The organism is Roseomonas sp. GC11 (assembly GCF_024437745.1).
Lineage (GTDB): Bacteria > Pseudomonadota > Alphaproteobacteria > Acetobacterales > Acetobacteraceae > Pseudoroseomonas.
On the sequence record NZ_JANFNY010000020.1, the window covers coordinates 1 to 16,326 of the forward strand.

Genomic DNA, 16,326 nt, shown 5'->3' on the forward strand with positions numbered 1-16,326 from the left:
CCGCCGCCGCCGCCGCCGCCGCGGCAGCCGCCGCCGCCGCCGCCGCCGCGGAGAGCATGGACGAGGCCATCGCCACGGTGGGCCAGGACATCCAGATCCGCCTGTCCTCGCTGACCGCGCTGCAGGAGATCATCGACAACCGGCCTGAGGAGGCCCTGGCGGTGATCCGCACCTGGATCGAGGAGGGCACGCCGCAATGATGGTGCGCCCCTATCACCCGCCCTCCCTGGCCGCGCTGCTGGCCGATGAGGACGGCTCGACCGCCGCGCGGCTGGCCAATGAGGAACGCATCCGCGCCATCGCGCTGGAGACGGGCCGGCAGCGCGGCCTGGAGGAGGGGCTGGCGCGCGGCCGGGCGGAAGGCCAGGCCGCGGGCCGGGCCGAGGCGCAGCGCGAGGCCGAGGCCGAGATGGCCCGGCGTGGCGAGAAGGGGGCGGCGCTGGCCGCCTCCGCGCTGGAGAAGCTGCTGGCCCGCCGGGCCGAGGACCGCCGCCTGCTGGAGACCGACCTGCGCGCCGCCATGGTGGCGGCGCTGCAGGCCGTCTTCCCCGCCCTCCTGGCGCGCGCCGCCGGCGGCGAGGTGGCGGCCCTGCTGGCCGAGGCGCTGACCGAGCGCGCGGCCGACACCATCACGCTGCGCGCCCACCCCGCCGTGCTGGCGGTGATGCAGACCGATGGTTTCCCCGGCCAGGAGCAGCCCGGCCGGGTGCGCCTGCTGCCGGATGACACCCTGCCCGAGGGCCAGGCCGAGGCCGCCTGGGCCGATGGCGGGCTGATCTACGACCCGGCGGCGCTGATGGCGCGGGTGCTCGCGACGCTGGGCGCCCCCGCCGCCGATGCCATGCCACAGGAGAAGACGCAGTGAGCGAGAGCGCCCCTACCGAGAACCCGTTCCTCGCCGAGCGCAAGCCGCGCATCATGGACATTCCGGTGAATGTCCAGGTCGTGCTCGGCAACAAGCGCCTGCCCATGGCGGCGCTGTTCAACCTCAGCCGCGGCTCGGTGATCGAATTCGAAAAGAAGGTGGGCGAGCCGATCGACCTCATGGCCAATGAGCGCCTGATCGCGCGCGGTGAGATCCAGATCACCGATGATGGCCGGCTGTCGATCTCGATCACCGAGATCGTGTCCTCCTCCAGCTGACGCCCCCGGTCGCGGAAGGCGCGCAGAATGCCGCTTCCCCCCTTTCCCCGCGGGGTGCCGGCCAGGATGGCCGCGGCCGTGCCGCTGGCGCTGGCCGGCCTCGCCCTGCTGCTCGCCGCCGCCGGGCCGGCGCTGGGCCAGAGCGTCACCCTCAGTGTCGGGCCCAATGGCGGGCAGGCCGTCGCGAGTGGCGCGCAGAGCCTGACGACCAATGTCGTCGGCCTGATCGTCGCCACCACGCTGCTGGCGCTGGCGCCGGGCATCCTGGTGGTGGCCACCGCCTTCACCCGCATCGTCGTGGTGATGTCGCTGCTGCGCACCGCGCTCGGCCTGCAGCAGTCGCCGCCCAACACGGTGATCATCAGCCTGAGCCTCTTCCTCTCGGCCTTCGTCATGGCGCCGGTGCTGGAGCGCGCCTGGAACGACGCGGCGCGGCCGCTGATCGATGGCACCATCACCGAGGAAATGGCGGCGGAGCGGGCCATCCTGCCCTTCCGCGGCTTCATGGAAGCCAATGTGCGCGAGCGCGACCTGGCGCTGTTCATCGAGATCGCCAAGTGGACGCCGCCGGCCGAGGCGCGGGGCGAGGGGGCGAACAGCGTCAGCCGCCAGGGCCGGGCCAGCGTGCCGCTGCATATCCTCTCGGCCGCCTTCATCATCTCCGAGCTGAACAAGGCCTTCCAGATCGGCTTCCTGCTCTTCCTGCCCTTCCTGGCGATCGATATCGCCATCAGCTCCGTGCTGATGGGCATGGGCATGATGATGCTGCCACCCGTGGTGGTCAGCCTGCCCTTCAAGCTGATCTTCTTCGTGCTGGTCGATGGCTGGACGCTGGTGGCCGGCTCGCTGGTGCGGAGCTTCACGCAATGAGCGGCGCCACGCCTCCCACCGGATCGCCCCAGCCCCCTGCCCAGCCCCCCGCCCAGCAGGCGCGGCCGCGCCGGCGGCGGGCCATGGCCTCCGCCCTGCGCTGGCTGGCGGCGCGGGAGGGCGCGCCGCGCGATGCCGCGCCCCTGCGGGAGCGGCTCTCCGCCATCGCCGCCAGCCAGGGCGTCTTCCTGCCTGCCCCGCGCGCCAGTGAGGGGGACCTGGCCGAGATCATGGCCCGTCTCGCCCCCGGCAGCACCCTGCCGCCGGAACTGGCGCCGGTGCTGGCCGCCCTGTTGCAGCCCTTGTTCAGCCTGCGTCCTGAGCCGCGGAGTCCCGCCCGATGAAAGCCCCCGAAGGCCGCCGCGCCGTCCGCGCCGCGGAGACGAAGTCCGACCCCCTGGCCGATGTCGCGGTCCTGTTCATGACGCTGGACGAGCAGCGCATCACCTCCCTGTTCGACCGGCTGGAGGAGCACGAGATCCGCCGCGTCAGCCGGGCGATGGCCAATCTGGGCAAGGTGGATATCGACCAGGTGGAGCGCGTCATCACGCGCTTCCGCAATGAGGTGGGCCGCACCGGCACGGTGATCGGCACCGCCGAGACGACCGAGCGCCTGCTGCGCCGCATGCTGCCCAATGAGAAGGTCAGCGAGATCATGGACGAGATCCGTGGTCCCGAGGGCAAGACCATGTGGGAGAAGCTGGCCAATATCTCGCCCGAGGTGCTGGCCACCTATCTGCGCACCGAGCTGGCGCAGACGGCGGCCGTCATCCTGGCCAAGCTGCCGGCGCAGCACGCGGCGCGCGTGCTGGCGCTGCTGCCCAAGACCTCGATCGACGAGATCATCCTGCGCATGGTCCGCATGGACAGCATCCAGAAGGGCGTGCTGCAGGATATCGAGGCGACGCTGCAGAAGGAATTCATCACCAACCTCAGCCGCAGCTACGAGCGCGACAGCTCGCAGATCGTGGCGGAGATCATGAACCGCGCCGAGAAGGGGCTGGTGGACCACCTGATGCGCCACATCGAGACGCGCGAGCCGCATGCGGCGAGCCGGATCAAGCGCATCATGTTCACCTTCGACGACCTCATCCGCGTCGACCGCACCACCTTCGCCACGCTGGTGCAGGAATGCCCGGCCGACAAGCTGCAGATCGCCCTCACCGCCGCCAGCCTGGAGCTGCGCGAGCTGTTCCTGAGCAGCATGTCCGCCCGCGCCGCCGCCATGATGCGCGACGAGATCGAGAACATGCCCGCCCAGCGCCGCAAGACGGTGGAGGACGCGCAGGCCGACATCATCACCATCGCCAAGCGCCTGGCCGATGAGGGCCGCATCTTCATCCTCGACGAGGACGAGACAGGCGATAACTGAGCCGTCCGGTAGCCACAGGGGGAAGCGATGACCGAGGAGGCGGACGAGCTGGGCCCTGTGCCATCGGTCTCCCCGTCCGATTTCGGCGGACGGGGGGAGCGCGGTTCGGATCCCGGCTATGGCGCGACGGCGCGGGCGCTGAGCGCGCTGCCGCCGCTCGGCCGGCACGACCCGCCGGTGGACCCGGATGGCGTGCCCGGGCTGGATGGGCCGGCGCTGCTCTCGGCCGGGCTGGGGGGCGTGCTGCCCGGTGGGCTGGGGGGGCTTGCGGTGCCGCTGGCGCTCGCCCTGCTGCGCCCCGATGTGCGGCGCTGGATGGGGCCGGAGCGGGTGGGCGCGCTGGCCGCGCGGCTGGCGATGCCGGAGGAGGAGCTGGTGGCGCTGCTGGAGGCGCCGCCGCTGCCGCCGGTCGGGCTGGGCGATCCCGCGCAGTGGAGCGGGCGGCAGGTGCCGCTGCTGCTGCCGGGCGGCGGGCTGGCCTGGATGGCGCTGTTCTGGCGGCCTGATCGCGGAAGATTGCGCGACCGCCACGCCCTGGCCGCGCGGCTGGTGCTGCCGGTGACGGGGCGGGTGGATCTGCGCGCGCGGCTGGAGGATGGGCGGCTGGATGCCGTGATGGAGACGGCCAATCCCCTGCCGCGCGGCACGGTGGTGGACCTGGAGGAGGCGCTGGCGGCGGTGCTGCACCGGCTGCGGCTGCAGGGCAGCCTGGTGGTGCGGCACACGGAGCAGGATCGGCGGACTTGAAATGCGAAAAACCATCAGGCTAAACAGGATGGACGCCGCAGAACGGGCTGCCCATGAGCGCTGACGACCACCTCAAACGCCCGATCATCATCAAGAAGCATCATGGCGACCATGATGATGAGCATGGCGGCCAGTGGAAGATCGCCTATGCCGACTTCGTGACGGCGATGATGGCCTTCTTCCTGGTGATGTGGCTGCTCTCGAGCACCACGGAATCGCAGCGGGAAGGCATCGCGCAGTTCTTCACGGCGTCGAGCATCCTGGACATGCCGGCCGGCAATGGCGCGCTGGATGGCGGGCGCTCGGTGCTGATCGCGGGCGACAGCCGGCAGGATGCGCTGACGCAGACCGATGATGGCGGCGCGCGGCAGGACAGCCAGGGCGGCGAGACCAACAATGATGGCGAAGCCGCGCCGATCAACCAGGAAGCCATTCGCGACCCGATCGAGCGGCAGCGCTTCGACGCGCTGAAAGCCGAGCTCGAGCGGCAGATGAATTCCGACGCGCTGAAGGAATTCGCGCAGAACATCCAGCTGGAGATGACGCCCGAGGGTCTGCGGCTGCAGATTTTCGACCGCGACGGCCAGCCGATGTTCAACCCCGGCGCCACCGAGCCGACGCCGCGCCTGCTGCGCATCCTCGACGTGGTCGGCAATGTGCTGGCCACGGTGCCGAACGCCGTGGTGGTGGCGGGCCATACCGATGGCCAGTCCTTCCAGCGCGGCAATTACGGCAACTGGGAATTGTCGGCCGACCGCGCCAATGCGTCGCGCCGGGCGCTGGAACGCTCCGGCGTGCGCCCGGCCCGGCTGTTCCGCGTGGAAGCGAAGGCATCGGTTGAACCGCTGCTGCCCGACGCGCCGAATGACGCCCGCAACCGCCGCATCGCGGTGACCGTGCTCCGGTCCGACGTGGTGGCGGATGCCCGTAACGCGGCAGCACGCCGCGCCCAGCAAGAGCCGCGGCGGTGAAGCCCCGCGCATATCCGGCCCGCTGGCAGAAGCCGGCGCCGGTCCCCCCAGCTGATGAACCCGGCCCGGCAAGATGCCGGCCGTTCCCGATGTTCCACTGATTCTTGAGGGACCGCCATGACGGCCATCAACGCGCTTCGTACCAGCACTTCCGGCCTGAATGCCCAGGCCACCAAGCTGTCTGGTATTTCCAACAACATCGCCAACAGCTCGACCGTCGGCTACAAGCGGGTCGACACGCAGTTCGAGAGCCTGGTGCTGGAAGGCTCCAGCAGCGGCTCCTACTCGATGGCGGGGACGCAGGCCAACAACCGCGTCGAGATCAGCAAGGTCGGCCAGGTGCAGTATACCGGCACCGATACCGACATTGCGGTGAATGGCACCGGCTTCCTGGTGGTGAACGAGACCTCGGACAGCGATGGCAAGTACCTCGCCACCCGCGCCGGCTCCTTCCGCCCCGATGCCTATGGCAACCTGGTCAACTCGGCCGGCTATTACCTGCAGGGCGTCAAGCTCGGCGCCGATGGCGAGCCGGTGGACAATGCCGGTGACAACAATGTCGAAGGCCTGACCACGGTCAACATCAACAACATCTCGGTCGCCTCGGCACCGACGACGGAGATGCGCACCTGGTTCAACCTGCCCAAGACCGAGACGGGCTATGCCAACCCGCCGCCCGATGCCGATTCCTTCGTCAGCAGCATCGACTATTACGACCTGACGGGCGGCACGCAGACCCTGACCTACCGCTTCACGCCGCGAATCCCGGAAGAGGATGGCGCGAGCGATACCAACACCTGGACGCTTGAAATCTTTGACAGCGCCTCGGGCGACCTCTCCTCGACCGATACCTTCGACACGACCAAGCGCGTGGCGGCCATCGGTATGCAGTTCTGGAGCACTGGCGATTATGCCGGCACGATCGGCGCCATCTGGGATGAGAGCGGCGCGCTGCTGGCCGATGCCGACTTCCTGACGCAGCAGACCACCATGGCCGCCGCCGGCAGCGCCCCGGTGCTCTCCGGCGTGCCCAACCCCGCGACCTATGGCGCGACGGCTGCCAGCCCCTCCACCGATTATGGCGATACCGATAACCTGGCGGCAGCCAGCGTACTCGGCACCTATGACTCCGAAACCGGCGTGCTGACCGTCAAGGTCGGCGTGCAGGGTGGCTATGAGGGCTATGACCTGCCGATCACCATCGGCACCTTCAACAGCTTCGAGGGCATCACCCAGCTCACCGGCAGCTACCAGGAGACCAAGGTCGAGAAGGATGGCTCGGGCTTCGGCCTGCTGGAGCGCGTCTCGGTCGAGGAGGATGGGCAGGTGATCGCCACCTTCTCCAACGGCAAGTCGCGCGCGATCTACGAGCTGAAGCTGGCCGTCTTCCCCAATGCCAACGGGCTGAACCCGGTGAGCGGCGATGCCTATGAAATGTCGCTGGCGGCCGGCGCCGTGCGCCTGCTGCAGCCGGGCGATGGTGCGGCCGGCACCACCAGCGGCGCCTCGCTCGAATCTTCCAACGTCGATATCGGCACGGAACTGACCAACCTGATCGAGACGCAGCGGGCCTATAGCTCCAATGCCTCGGTCATCCGCACGGCCGACCAGATGATGGAAGAGGCCACGAACCTGAAGCGCTGAGGCCGGCGCCGGGGCGGCCGCGCGCCGCCCCGCACGCATCGCCTGAGCCGCTTCACATCGTGCCGGAGGCTGCCTTATGAGCATCCAAGCCGCTATGTCCAACGCCCTGTCGTCGCTCACGGCTGAGCAGCGGCAGGCGATGATCATTTCCAACAACATCGCCAACGCCAATACCACCGGCTATGTGCGCCGCGACATGGAGCGCAGCGAGCGTCTGGTGGCCGGTGTGGGATCGGGCGTCGATGCCGGCATTGCCAAGCGCCTGGGCGATGATGCACTGACCGCCGCCGCCCGCTCGGCCACCGCCAGTTCCGCCTATGCCAGCCGCATGCAGGAGGGGCTTGAGGCCTATAACGCCCTGGTCGGCCAGCCCTCGGATGAGCGCTCGCTCTCCTCCACGCTCGGCGCCTTCCAGACGGCGATGACGACGCTCTCCTCCTCGCCGGACAATGCGGTCTCGCAGAGCCAGGCCCTGGCGGCGGCGTATAACCTCGTCGACACGCTGCATGATGCCGATGACGCGGTGGCGCAGGCGCGCGTCACGGCCGATCTCGACATCGCGACCGATGTGGATGCGGTGAACACCGCGCTGGAAAGCCTGGCCGAGGTGGACCGGCAGCTGGCCATAGCCAGCGCCCGCGGCGGCTCCACCGCGCCCTATGAGGACCAGCGCGACCTCCTGCTGGCCGAGATCAACGAGAAGCTGCCGATCCGCGTGCATGACAACGGCCCCGGCCACCTGCTGGTGATGACCGAGAGCGGCACGACGATCTATGACAGCACGGTGGTGCACAAGCTCTCCTTCACCCACACGCCGGTGATCGAGGCGGAGCAGCGCTACCCCGCCACCCTCTCCAGCATCACGGTGGATGACAAGACGCTGCGGCTGAGTGATACCGGCTCGATCGCCGCGTCGATGAAGCTGCGCGACGAGACCTTCCCCAACTTCGTCGACATGCTGGACCAGGTCAGCGTCCGCCTGATCGAGAGCTTCCAGGATGCCGATGCTGCCGCCGCCACCACGCGCGGCGAGACGGTGACGGCCAATGCCGCCGGCCTCTTCACCGATGCCGGCGCGGCCACCTGGGATGGCAGCGGCGGTTATTCGACCTTCATCGGCATGGCGCGCAAGATCGCCGTCAACACGGCGGCCGACCCCGACCAGGGCGGCAGCCTGTGGAAGATGCGCACCGGCGTCTATGCCAGCGCCGCCGGCAATGCCGCCGACAACACCTATGTCATCGACGCGCTCGACGCGATGAACGATGTGCGCGCCTATGACAGTTCGACCGGCCTGCCCTCCTCCATGAACCTGTCGCAGGCGGCGGCGCAGAGCATCGGCCTGATGCAGAGCGAGCGCGCCGTCTGGACGGACCGGGCGGAGGTGCGCAGCAACCTCGCCACCCAGGCCAGCGAGGACCTGGCCAACAAGACCGGCGTGAACATCGACGACGAGCTGCAGCGCCTTCTCCTGGTGCAGCAGACCTATTCCGCCTCGGTGCAGATCATCCAGGCGGCCTCCAAGATGCTCGACGAGCTGGTGCAGATCTGAGCGCCGCAGGAAGGAACAGACCCATGATCACCGATCGTGTTTCCCCGAGCGGCGTGGCGATCAACCGCCAGAACAACCTGACGCGGCTGCAGAACGAGCTGGCGACGCTGACGGCCGAGATGTCCTCCGGCCGCAAGTCGGACCCGACGCGCGAACTCGGCGTCGGTGCCTCGCTGCTCTACAAGCTGTATGGCGATGTGCAGCAGGGCGAGGCCATCAAGAACTCCACCAGCCTCGCCGGCAAGCGCATCGAGGCGATGCAGACGGCGCTCACCCAGGTGGGCGACCTGATGGACCAGATGTCGCCCGAGATCCTCAAGACGGATTCCCTGAAGGGCAATGGCTACACGATCATCGCCAGCAATGCGCGCGAGATGCTGGGCAGCATGATCGACCTGCTCAACACCAGCTGGGACGGGCAGAACATCTTCGGTGGCACCGACAGTTCGCAGCCGCCGCTCGCGAATTCCTCCACCCTCCTCGACTGGGCGCAGACCCAGCTCGATGACGCGGTGACAGCCGCCGGCGATGCGCTGGACGAAACCGAGGCGGCGGCGCTGATCACCACCTTTGACACCATGTTCGCCAACGAGACGCGCGACACCAGCAATTCCTTCTACGGCCTGGTCTACCAGTCCACCAGCCGCACCTCGATGGGCAGCAGCGCGGACCCTGAGTCGGACACGGATACGCTGATCCGCATCGGGGCTGGCGAGACGCTCAGCTACAATGTCCGCGCCGACAACCAGACCTTCAAGGATGCCTTCAAGTCGCTGGCGATCCTCTCGACGCTGGACGCCTCCTCCAGCGAATTGTCGGAGGATGCCAAGACCGCGCTGATCGACGAGGCGGGCGAGCTGATGCGCGGCGCGCGCAGCCAGCTCACCGTGCTGGCCGGCGTGCTCGGCGGCAAGCAGGAGCGGCTGGAGAAGGTGGCGACCATCCAGGACAAGGCTGTGACCGCCGCGACCGCCCAGATCAATGATCTGGAAGGCGCGGACTATTACACCATCTCGGACAAGGTCAGCACGCTGCAGATCCAGCTGAACGCCACCTATGCGATCACCGCCAAGCTCGCTGAGCTGAGCCTGGTGAACTACCTCTGAGCAGCCTGTCACCGCATCAAGGACGGAGAAGCCGGACATGACGACCCAGAGCACCCTGCAGGCGGCGGAGGAAATCCCCTTCATCCCCATCGCGCTGGAGGAGGAGGATATCGCCGCCTATGCCAGCATGGCGGAGGCGCTGGGCTGCAGCCTGGAGACCTGCGCCGAGGGCTTCATGCTGGCCACGCCCGCGGCGCGCGACACGGCGGCGCAGCTCTGGGGCTGCCTTGTGCGGCTGCGCGAGGCGCGGCCGCTGCCGCCCGAGGCGCGCGCGCTGCGCGATGTGCAGATCCACGAGGGGGTCGAGGCGCTGCGCAGCCTGATCGGCCTCAACCCCGACGTCATGTCGACCGCCACGCTGGCCGCCGCCGGCCTGCGCTACCGCGCCTGAAGGGACGGGCCATGCCGCGCCGCCACCCGCTTCTGCTGTCCTGCCTGGCCCTGCTCGGCCTGCTGATGGCCGCGCCCGCCATCGCGCAGGTGCGGCTGAAGGACGTCGTCTCGATCGAAGGGGTGCGCGGCAACCAGCTCGTCGGCTATGGGCTGGTCATCGGGTTGCAGGGCACGGGCGACCAGCTCCGCAACAACCCCTTCACCCAGCAGAGCCTTGCCGCGATGCTGGAGCGCATGGGCGTCAATGTCGCCGATGCCCGCGTGCAGACCAAGAACACCGCCGCCGTCATCGTCACCGCCACCCTGCCGCCCTTCGCCCGGCAGGGGACGACGCTCGATGTGCAGGTCTCCTCCCTCGGCGATGCGCGCAGCCTCAATGGCGGCACGCTGATCGTCACCCCCCTGCTCGGCGCCGATGGCGAGGTCTATGCCGTGGCGCAGGGCTCGGTGGTGGTGGGCGGCTTCCAGGCGGGCGGCCAGGCGCAGACCATCACCAGCGGCGTCACCACCCAGGGCCGCGTGCCCGGCGGCGGCATGGTGGAGCGCGAGGTGCCGGTGGATATGCGCAATGTGGAGAGCATCCGCCTCTCGCTGCGCTCGCCGGACTTCACCACGGCGGTGCGGGTGGAAGAGGCGCTGAACCGCCGCTTCGGCGCCGGCAGCGCCACGGCGCTCGACCTCGCCACGGTGGAAATGCGCGTGCCGCCGATGTTCCAGCAGCGCCTGCCGGGGCTGGTGGCGCAGATGGAGGCGCTGACGATTCAGCCCGAGGTGCCGGCCCGCGTCGTGGTGGATGAGCGCACGGGCACCATCATCGTCGGTGCCCAGGTGCGCATCGACCCGGTGGCCATCACCCATGGCAATCTGGTGATCCGCGTGACGGAAAGCCCCATCGTCAGCCAGCCCAACCCGCTCGCGGGCGGGGAGACGGTGGTGGTGCCGCGCACCAATGTGGAGGTGGACGACCAGCGCGGCCGCCGCCTGGCCACGCTGCCGCGCGCCAATACGCTGAGGGATCTGGTGGACGGGCTGAACGCGCTGGGCCTTGCGCCGCGTGACCTGATCTCGGTGCTGGTCGCGCTGAAGGCCAGCGGCGCGCTACACGCCGACCTGCACTTCATGTGAGGCCGGAAGCTGAAGTCTGAAGTCTGAAGGCTGGGGCGCCGGCGGCGCCTCAGCATTTCCCTGCCCGGCCGTTCCAGCCGGGATGCGCGAGCTCCCCCAGATGCTCCTCCAGCCCCGCCTCGCGCAGGGACTGGATGCTGGCCCAGCCGCCCGGGCGGTCGATCTTCACCGGATACAACGCCAGCCCCGCTGTGCGTTCATCCTCTGGCCAGCCGCCTTCCCAGACCTCCACATGCCAGCGGGCCAGGGCCTCGCTGGGGAAGGTGGCGACCGCATCCCGCCCGGCGGCGTTCAGCTTGGACCAGTAGGACAGGCTGGGGGTGCGTCCGACATAAAGCCCCAACGCCGTGTGAACGACGACGAAACCCTGGCCGAAATGCGCGCTCATCAATTCCCTCTGTTCCGGTAACAGGGCACGTGGCCCGGCACCGCCGCATCATGCGCGGAAAGAGAATTCTCTGAAACAGCTACAGTGTCTCAAATGATGAGACTATAGATCATTGGGGGATCATCGCACCGCGCCGACGCCATCCCGCCGCCACCCATCGCTGAAGAAGGGCCGCGCGCCCTGCGCCGCCTCGCCCGTCAGCTCGGCATGGGCCTCCCGCGCCGGGGCGAGGGTGGCGGGGGCCGCCATCACGGGCGCCGCCGCGGCAGCCTCCGGCAGGCCCAGCGGATCAAAGCCGCGGACATCGAAGCTGCTGGCATGAAGGTGGCGCACATCCAGCGGCGGCACGCCCTGGCGCGCCATCGGCTGGTGCCCGGCCTGATGCCCTGTCTGGGGCATGGTCTGGGGCACGGTCTGGGGCATGGTTTGCGCTGGGGCCAGGGTGGGCAGCAGGGCCAGTCCGCAGGCAAGGGCGAAGGGGCCGGGGCGCATGCGGGCATCCTCCATGACGGGAGATCCGGGGGGGACATGCCGTCCTGGCGGCCTGTCCCTCCTGGAACAGGCGGCGCGGGCGCGCGTTGCGGGCGCCTTGTTTTTTCTGGGTCTTTATAGCACCGCCGGACGCTTAGGCGTTGTTAACCATCGGTGCCTCATACTCCTTCCATTCGCTGAATCGCGGAACGCCAGCCAGAACGGCGGAGCGACCTGCTCCACTCTGACGTGCCCGCCCAGGACATGGATGAACCAATGTCACTCGGCCTGACCCTGTTGCTGAACGCCGCCAACGCTGCCCTGGACCAGCTGTGGCATTCGCGGATGGAGCGTGACGCGGCGGTGGTCGTGCCGGACTATCTGGACCCGGGCCTGTTGCCCCCTCTGGAGAGCGCCCCCCCGGCGGCGGAGGAGAGGGTGCGGGCGCATCTTCTGCGGATTGGCGCGCAGATGCGTGGGGTCGGGCTGGCGGCGGTGGCCGAGGCGGTGTTGCAGGCCCGGCTGGCCGGTCGGCGCCAGGCGGCGCTGCTGGCCCTGGCTGGCAGTGGTGACTGGGCGGCGGTGCCGGGCCATCCCGCCCTGCGCCAGCGCGCCGCCGCCGATGGCAGCATCTACCTGCTGGACAGCCGCGCCGCCGGCGGGGCAAGCCACGCCCCGCATGCCATGCTGGAGCAGGAGCAGCGCCTCTGGGTGCTGCCTGCCCCCACCGCGTCCTGCCCGGCCACCCCGCCGGCCCTGGAGCGCCTGAGCGCCCCGGACTGCCTGTCGGTGGAGGCCGCCCTGCGCGATGTGGTGCTGGCCCTGCAAGCCGAGGGCGAGGCCACCTTGGCGGCCGATGTGGCATCCCTGGCCGGTGCGGAGAGCCTGTCCTGGGCCGTGCCCGCGCCGCTTCCCGCCGCGGCCCTGGCCCCCGCCGCCGCCTGACGGGCGTGGCCGTGCCGCGCCACGCCCCCTGACAAAAGGTTTTTGGTTCTTTTTCCCAAAAAGAACTTTTCTTTCAGTTCCCTTTCAGCAGGCGATCCGCTTCACCCCATCCGCCGCGCGGCGGCGCACGGTCTCCCAATCCACCGGCCCATGGCTGGCGGGGGCACGGAACATGGGCACCACCCCGGCGCGGCTGAGGAATTCGCGCAGATCGGCGAGCGGCACGGCGGAGGTGAACCCCGTCCCCCCCGCATAGACCACGCCGACGACATTCCCCGCCCCATCGAGCACCGGCCCCCCCGAGCTTCCCCCGGCGGCCATGGCGTCGATTTCCAGCCGCCAGCGCAGGCGGTCGGCCTTGTCGGCGCCGAAATAGCGCAGCCCATCTTCCCAGTTGGCTTCCACTTCCTGCCCGTTGCGGTCGGTCATGACGAAGCTGACGGCACGGCCGGCCTCCGGGTCATGCACCGTCAGCGCGGCGCGGCGCAGCTGGCCGTTGCTGGCCTGCAGGGCGGCCGGGCGGCCGGCGGTGGCCGGGTAGCCCATCACCATCACCGGTGTCCCGCGCGGCAGGCGCGGCGCGGCGGAGAGCGGCAGGGGCGCATCGCCATGCCAGGCCGGGCCGGCGAGCAGCGCCAGGTCATTGCTCGATTCATCGGCCAGGACGCGCCAGGGGCCGGGCTGGCCGGAGACTTCCACGGGCAGCCCCTCCGCCCGGCAGCGCAGCACCACATGGGCATTGGTCACCAGCAGCCCGGGTGCCACCTGGAAGGCCGAGCCGGTGCGGTGCGCGCCCGCCGCCCAGGGCGTGCGCGCCGTGGGCCGCGCCCCGGTGCCGGACACCGCCTGCGCGCCGCCCCAGAGCGCGCCGGCGCCCGTCACCACAAGTCCCGCCAGCAGCCAGCGCCGCCATGCCTGCATTGGAGTCTCGCCATTTTGCGAAAAACGGATAGAATCACTATCATGCCGCCCCCACCCCGCCAAGCGGCTTGAGGAAGAGGAGGACACCATCAAGGGTCTGCCCTTGCTGATACGCCTCGCACGGCAGGAGGCCGATGCCCGCCGCCTCGCGGTCGCGCAGGCCGAGCACGCGCGCATCGCGCAGGAAGCCCATCTGGCGGCGCAGGACGCCCAGATGGCCGCGGAGGCTGAGCGAGCGCGGGAAGGGCCGGACAGCATGGCCCTGTGGTCCCGCTGGATCGGCGCGGCCAGGCGGGAACGGCAGAAGCGCGAGCAGGCGCTGCTCCAGGCCCACCTCGCCGAGGAAGCCGCGCGCGAAGCCCTGCGGGAGGAATTCGCGCGGATGAAGCGGCTGGAAATCGCCCAGCAGCAGCATGAGGACGCGGCGCGCCTCGTGGCGGCGCGCAAGGCCGAGCAGCGCAGTGAGGAAACTGAAATGCTGAAGCGGCAGGGGCGGTAGGAAAAAAAGAAAACAAAAAAGCAAAAGAAAAGTGCGGGGGAAGGAATTCCCCCGCACCCCCATCTTTTTTCTGTCTGTTGGTTACAGACGCTCGAGGTCGGGCTTGTCCTGGAAACGCTTCCAGGCGCTCAGCAATTCCCGAAGCTGCTCATCCTGGCTGGTACGCTCGCGGCGCAGGATCTGCATGCGCTTGCGCAATTCCAGGATCAGGTGGCCGCGCGGCAGGTCGGCGCCGGTTTCGAAGCGCTCCAGGAAGATGCGGCCCAGCTCCGGGTCGTCACGCTCGATGCAGTAGGCGGCGTAGGCCAGCACCGAACCACGGCCGAACTCGATCATCTTGCGGCCGAAGGTGCGCATCTCCAGCAGGCGCGGATGCTGCTCGACAATGCGCATCACCTCGGCCGGGGTGGGCTTGGCGTTGCGCGTCCCAGGCGGCTTCAGCTCGCGCTTCCACAGCAGCACGGCGGCGGCGGCGATCAGCGGCTTGTCGCCGAAGCTCTCGAAGGCGGCGCCGAGCTGCGGGCCCTTCTTGGCGTGGATGTCGTAGGTGGCGTAAGCCTCCTCCGGCAGGCCGCGCATCACCGGCACCTCGATCGCCTCGCCCGCCAGCAGCACGGCGGAAAGGCGGTGCTGGCCGTTCAGCAGCCGGCCGGAGCGGCTGAAGCAGATGGGCTGCGCGTTCATCATCCAGTTGCCGGCACGGATGTCGCGCGCGATGGCATCCACATGCGCCGCCACGATCTTGCGGTTGCGCGTGTTGTGGGTGAGGTAGGCCTCCGCCATCTCCGGGGTGATGGTCTCGATGGTGAGGGGGAAGACGTTCTCTTCCTTCGAGAGCCGGTCGACGGCGGCGCGGAGCTGCTGGGCCGTCTCCTCCGTCTCGCCGGGCAGGCCGGGGTCGTCGAGGCCGCGATAGCTCTCCAGGCGGGGGAATTCCTCGCCCTTGGTCGGGTTGGCGGTCTTGTCGATCCAGGTGAAGCTGCGCGGCTGCTCGCCGGCCATGGTGGCGTTCAGCGCCTTGATGGACAGGGCGAAGAGGGTGACGGGCTTGAGCCGGGTCGCCGGGTCGCCGCGCGTCAGGTCGATCAGGTCGCGGATGCGCGCGCCCGGCTCCATCGGCGTGTATTTCTCGGGCCAGGCGACGGCGTCGAGGAAGCGGCGCGTCGCCGCCTTGTCCACGCGGAAGCCCATGAAGAGGAGCGGCGTGCGCACGGCCTCGGAGAGGGTGGTGGCCTCGCTCTCCAGCGACATCTTCACCGCCTGCTCGAGGTCGGGGTTGGCGCGCAGCACGCGGTCCATGCGCGACCAGGAGGCGGTGCCGGCGCCGCGCAGCATCTTGCCGTCATCATAGCGGATCAGCTTGACGAGGGCGGATTGCAGGGCATGGGCATGCGGGATGCCGCGCGCCTCGAGCACGCCGGCGAAGGAGCGGCGGCGCTGCTGGTCGATGGTGTGCAGCACATCATCGGGGATGTTCTGCGCCATGACGGTGAGGAAGGGGACGCCGGCCTTCACGCAGGCGCGCAGGCGCTGCACGCCATCGAGCAGCACGCCGCCGCGCGAGAGGATGACGGGCATGCCGTTGAGGATCCAGCGGCCCTCGCGCATCGCCTCGGCATAGGCGTTGATGGCGGTGAGGTTGTCGCCCGCGCTCGGGCGCTTGCGCTGGAGGAGTTCGGTCGCGCCCTGGGGCGTGACGAGTTCGATCGAGAAGCGGGGCCCGTCGGCATTCTTCTGCCCCTGGACCTGGACGATGCGGCCCGTCTGCGGCGCGGCATCCGTCCTGGCGGCCTTCCGTGCTGCTCCGTTCATCCGCGCCATGCGCTGCTTGCTCCCGCTCCAACCGGCGGGCCGATCCATCGCCTCGAGGGAGGCGGCGGGGCTCGGCCACGCCCTGCGTTTAGACTTTTTTCGCTCTTTAATCCATACGCAAAAATAGGTCACGGCACAGATCTATTATCAATTTTTCGCAACATCCGGCGCGCGGGCTCCCTGTCCATAAGGGCCATGCGGGCCAGGGCCGGGGTTGGGGTGGCGTTTCCTTTACCATGTTCTCGATCACTGATGTGGTGATGCGGCGCACATGGTGCTAAAAATCCTTGGCCGGAGTCCGGCCATGCCACGGAATCCGGGGCTGGCGCCGGGCCGCGAGAAACCGGCGTGGCGAAGCCGATGCGAA

General features: G+C 69.3%; 18 protein-coding genes and 1 pseudogene. 15 read left to right on the forward strand and 4 right to left on the reverse strand.

All coding sequences use genetic code 11. The features are described from left to right. The 13 genes and pseudogenes from NON00_RS08215 to NON00_RS08275 form a co-directional block, all read left to right on the forward strand. A pseudogene (locus NON00_RS08215) lies at window positions 1–200 on the forward strand (hypothetical protein); the annotation flags it as partial. Beyond that, the gene (locus tag NON00_RS08220; RefSeq protein WP_256019626.1) at window positions 197–865 is read left to right on the forward strand and encodes a hypothetical protein; all 669 of its coding nucleotides are present in this window, start codon (window positions 197–199) and stop codon (window positions 863–865) included. The pseudogene NON00_RS08215 and the gene NON00_RS08220, both read left to right, overlap by 4 nt. Then, window positions 862–1,143: a FliM/FliN family flagellar motor switch protein gene (locus NON00_RS08225; protein WP_256019628.1), complete on the forward strand. Its 282-nt coding sequence runs from the start codon at window positions 862–864 to the stop codon at window positions 1,141–1,143. The genes NON00_RS08220 and NON00_RS08225 overlap by 4 nt, the downstream gene beginning before the upstream one ends. A gap of 66 nt (window positions 1,144–1,209) precedes the next feature. After that, a complete protein-coding gene (gene fliP / locus NON00_RS08230) occupies window positions 1,210–2,013 on the forward strand; it encodes a flagellar type III secretion system pore protein FliP (protein ID WP_256019631.1) in 804 nt (267 codons plus the stop codon). Window positions 2,014–2,096: 83 nt separating this feature from the next. After that, complete coding sequence (locus NON00_RS08235; protein ID WP_256019634.1) at window positions 2,097–2,357, forward strand: hypothetical protein; 261 nt, start codon at window positions 2,097–2,099, stop codon at window positions 2,355–2,357. After that, a complete protein-coding gene (locus tag NON00_RS08240) occupies window positions 2,354–3,385 on the forward strand; it encodes a flagellar motor switch protein FliG (protein ID WP_256019637.1) in 1,032 nt (343 codons plus the stop codon). The genes NON00_RS08235 and NON00_RS08240 overlap by 4 nt, the downstream gene beginning before the upstream one ends. 27 nt (window positions 3,386–3,412) lie before the next feature. Further along, window positions 3,413–4,132: a hypothetical protein gene (locus tag NON00_RS08245; protein ID WP_256019640.1), complete on the forward strand. Its 720-nt coding sequence runs from the start codon at window positions 3,413–3,415 to the stop codon at window positions 4,130–4,132. A 53-nt stretch (window positions 4,133–4,185) separates the two neighbouring features. Next, a complete protein-coding gene (locus NON00_RS08250) occupies window positions 4,186–5,103 on the forward strand; it encodes a flagellar motor protein MotB (RefSeq protein WP_256019643.1) in 918 nt (305 codons plus the stop codon). Between the two features lie 117 nt (window positions 5,104–5,220). Next, window positions 5,221–6,747, forward strand: coding sequence for a flagellar hook protein FlgE (locus NON00_RS08255; RefSeq protein ID WP_256019646.1), 1,527 nt, complete (start codon window positions 5,221–5,223; stop codon window positions 6,745–6,747). Between the two features lie 76 nt (window positions 6,748–6,823). Next, entirely contained in the window at window positions 6,824–8,299 is a 1,476-nt protein-coding gene (gene flgK, locus NON00_RS08260; protein ID WP_256019651.1) for a flagellar hook-associated protein FlgK, read from the forward strand. A 23-nt stretch (window positions 8,300–8,322) separates the two neighbouring features. Next, the gene (locus NON00_RS08265) at window positions 8,323–9,405 is read left to right on the forward strand and encodes a flagellin (RefSeq protein ID WP_256019654.1); all 1,083 of its coding nucleotides are present in this window, start codon (window positions 8,323–8,325) and stop codon (window positions 9,403–9,405) included. A 37-nt stretch (window positions 9,406–9,442) separates the two neighbouring features. Further along, window positions 9,443–9,796, forward strand: a complete 354-nt coding sequence (locus tag NON00_RS08270; RefSeq protein ID WP_256019659.1) for a polysaccharide deacetylase — start codon at window positions 9,443–9,445, stop codon at window positions 9,794–9,796. Window positions 9,797–9,807: 11 nt separating this feature from the next. Further along, a complete protein-coding gene (locus NON00_RS08275) occupies window positions 9,808–10,923 on the forward strand; it encodes a flagellar basal body P-ring protein FlgI (protein WP_256019662.1) in 1,116 nt (371 codons plus the stop codon). Between the two features lie 49 nt (window positions 10,924–10,972). Here the strand turns inward: NON00_RS08275 and NON00_RS08280 are convergent, their stop codons facing one another. Both NON00_RS08280 and NON00_RS08285 read right to left on the reverse strand, forming a co-directional pair. Next, on the reverse strand, window positions 10,973–11,311 hold the full coding sequence (locus tag NON00_RS08280) for a hypothetical protein (RefSeq protein ID WP_256019666.1): 339 nt from the start codon (window positions 11,309–11,311) through the stop codon (window positions 10,973–10,975). A 120-nt stretch (window positions 11,312–11,431) separates the two neighbouring features. Then, the gene (locus tag NON00_RS08285) at window positions 11,432–11,818 is read right to left on the reverse strand and encodes a hypothetical protein (protein WP_256019669.1); all 387 of its coding nucleotides are present in this window, start codon (window positions 11,816–11,818) and stop codon (window positions 11,432–11,434) included. Between the two features lie 240 nt (window positions 11,819–12,058). Here NON00_RS08285 and NON00_RS08290 point away from each other — a divergent pair, with 240 nt between their 5' ends. Beyond that, window positions 12,059–12,727 carry a hypothetical protein gene (locus NON00_RS08290; RefSeq protein ID WP_256019672.1) on the forward strand — a complete coding sequence of 223 codons (669 nt, stop codon included), beginning with the start codon at window positions 12,059–12,061 and terminating at the stop codon, window positions 12,725–12,727. Window positions 12,728–12,811: 84 nt separating this feature from the next. On the opposite strand, the gene NON00_RS08295 is transcribed toward NON00_RS08290, so the two are convergent. Next, a complete protein-coding gene (locus tag NON00_RS08295) occupies window positions 12,812–13,648 on the reverse strand; it encodes a serine protease (RefSeq protein ID WP_256019675.1) in 837 nt (278 codons plus the stop codon). Between the two features lie 103 nt (window positions 13,649–13,751). Between NON00_RS08295 and NON00_RS08300 the strand changes: the two genes are divergently transcribed. Beyond that, on the forward strand, window positions 13,752–14,147 hold the full coding sequence (locus NON00_RS08300) for a hypothetical protein (RefSeq protein ID WP_256019678.1): 396 nt from the start codon (window positions 13,752–13,754) through the stop codon (window positions 14,145–14,147). Between the two features lie 81 nt (window positions 14,148–14,228). On the opposite strand, the gene NON00_RS08305 is transcribed toward NON00_RS08300, so the two are convergent. Beyond that, window positions 14,229–15,968, reverse strand: coding sequence for a hypothetical protein (locus NON00_RS08305; protein ID WP_256019681.1), 1,740 nt, complete (start codon window positions 15,966–15,968; stop codon window positions 14,229–14,231). Window positions 15,969–16,326: the final 358 nt, after the last annotated feature.

What these genes read in the sequence shown, in the direction of transcription:
- NON00_RS08240 (WP_256019637.1), top strand. Translation starts at nt 2,354, where the DNA reads ATGAAAGCCCCCGAAGGCCGCCGCGCCGTCCGCGCCGCGGAGACGAAG.
- NON00_RS08235 (WP_256019634.1), top strand. Translation starts at nt 2,097, where the DNA reads ATGGCCTCCGCCCTGCGCTGGCTGGCGGCGCGGGAGGGCGCGCCGCGC.
- NON00_RS08275 (WP_256019662.1), top strand. Translation starts at nt 9,808, where the DNA reads ATGCCGCGCCGCCACCCGCTTCTGCTGTCCTGCCTGGCCCTGCTCGGC.
- NON00_RS08280 (WP_256019666.1), bottom strand. Translation starts at nt 11,311, where the DNA reads ATGAGCGCGCATTTCGGCCAGGGTTTCGTCGTCGTTCACACGGCGTTG.
- NON00_RS08220 (WP_256019626.1), top strand. Translation starts at nt 197, where the DNA reads ATGATGGTGCGCCCCTATCACCCGCCCTCCCTGGCCGCGCTGCTGGCC.
- NON00_RS08305 (WP_256019681.1), bottom strand. Translation starts at nt 15,968, where the DNA reads ATGGCGCGGATGAACGGAGCAGCACGGAAGGCCGCCAGGACGGATGCC.
- NON00_RS08245 (WP_256019640.1), top strand. Translation starts at nt 3,413, where the DNA reads ATGACCGAGGAGGCGGACGAGCTGGGCCCTGTGCCATCGGTCTCCCCG.
- flgK (WP_256019651.1), top strand. Translation starts at nt 6,824, where the DNA reads ATGAGCATCCAAGCCGCTATGTCCAACGCCCTGTCGTCGCTCACGGCT.
- NON00_RS08270 (WP_256019659.1), top strand. Translation starts at nt 9,443, where the DNA reads ATGACGACCCAGAGCACCCTGCAGGCGGCGGAGGAAATCCCCTTCATC.
- NON00_RS08295 (WP_256019675.1), bottom strand. Translation starts at nt 13,648, where the DNA reads ATGCAGGCATGGCGGCGCTGGCTGCTGGCGGGACTTGTGGTGACGGGC.
- NON00_RS08265 (WP_256019654.1), top strand. Translation starts at nt 8,323, where the DNA reads ATGATCACCGATCGTGTTTCCCCGAGCGGCGTGGCGATCAACCGCCAG.
- NON00_RS08290 (WP_256019672.1), top strand. Translation starts at nt 12,059, where the DNA reads ATGTCACTCGGCCTGACCCTGTTGCTGAACGCCGCCAACGCTGCCCTG.
- NON00_RS08285 (WP_256019669.1), bottom strand. Translation starts at nt 11,818, where the DNA reads ATGGAGGATGCCCGCATGCGCCCCGGCCCCTTCGCCCTTGCCTGCGGA.
- fliP (WP_256019631.1), top strand. Translation starts at nt 1,210, where the DNA reads ATGGCCGCGGCCGTGCCGCTGGCGCTGGCCGGCCTCGCCCTGCTGCTC.
- NON00_RS08255 (WP_256019646.1), top strand. Translation starts at nt 5,221, where the DNA reads ATGACGGCCATCAACGCGCTTCGTACCAGCACTTCCGGCCTGAATGCC.
- NON00_RS08250 (WP_256019643.1), top strand. Translation starts at nt 4,186, where the DNA reads ATGAGCGCTGACGACCACCTCAAACGCCCGATCATCATCAAGAAGCAT.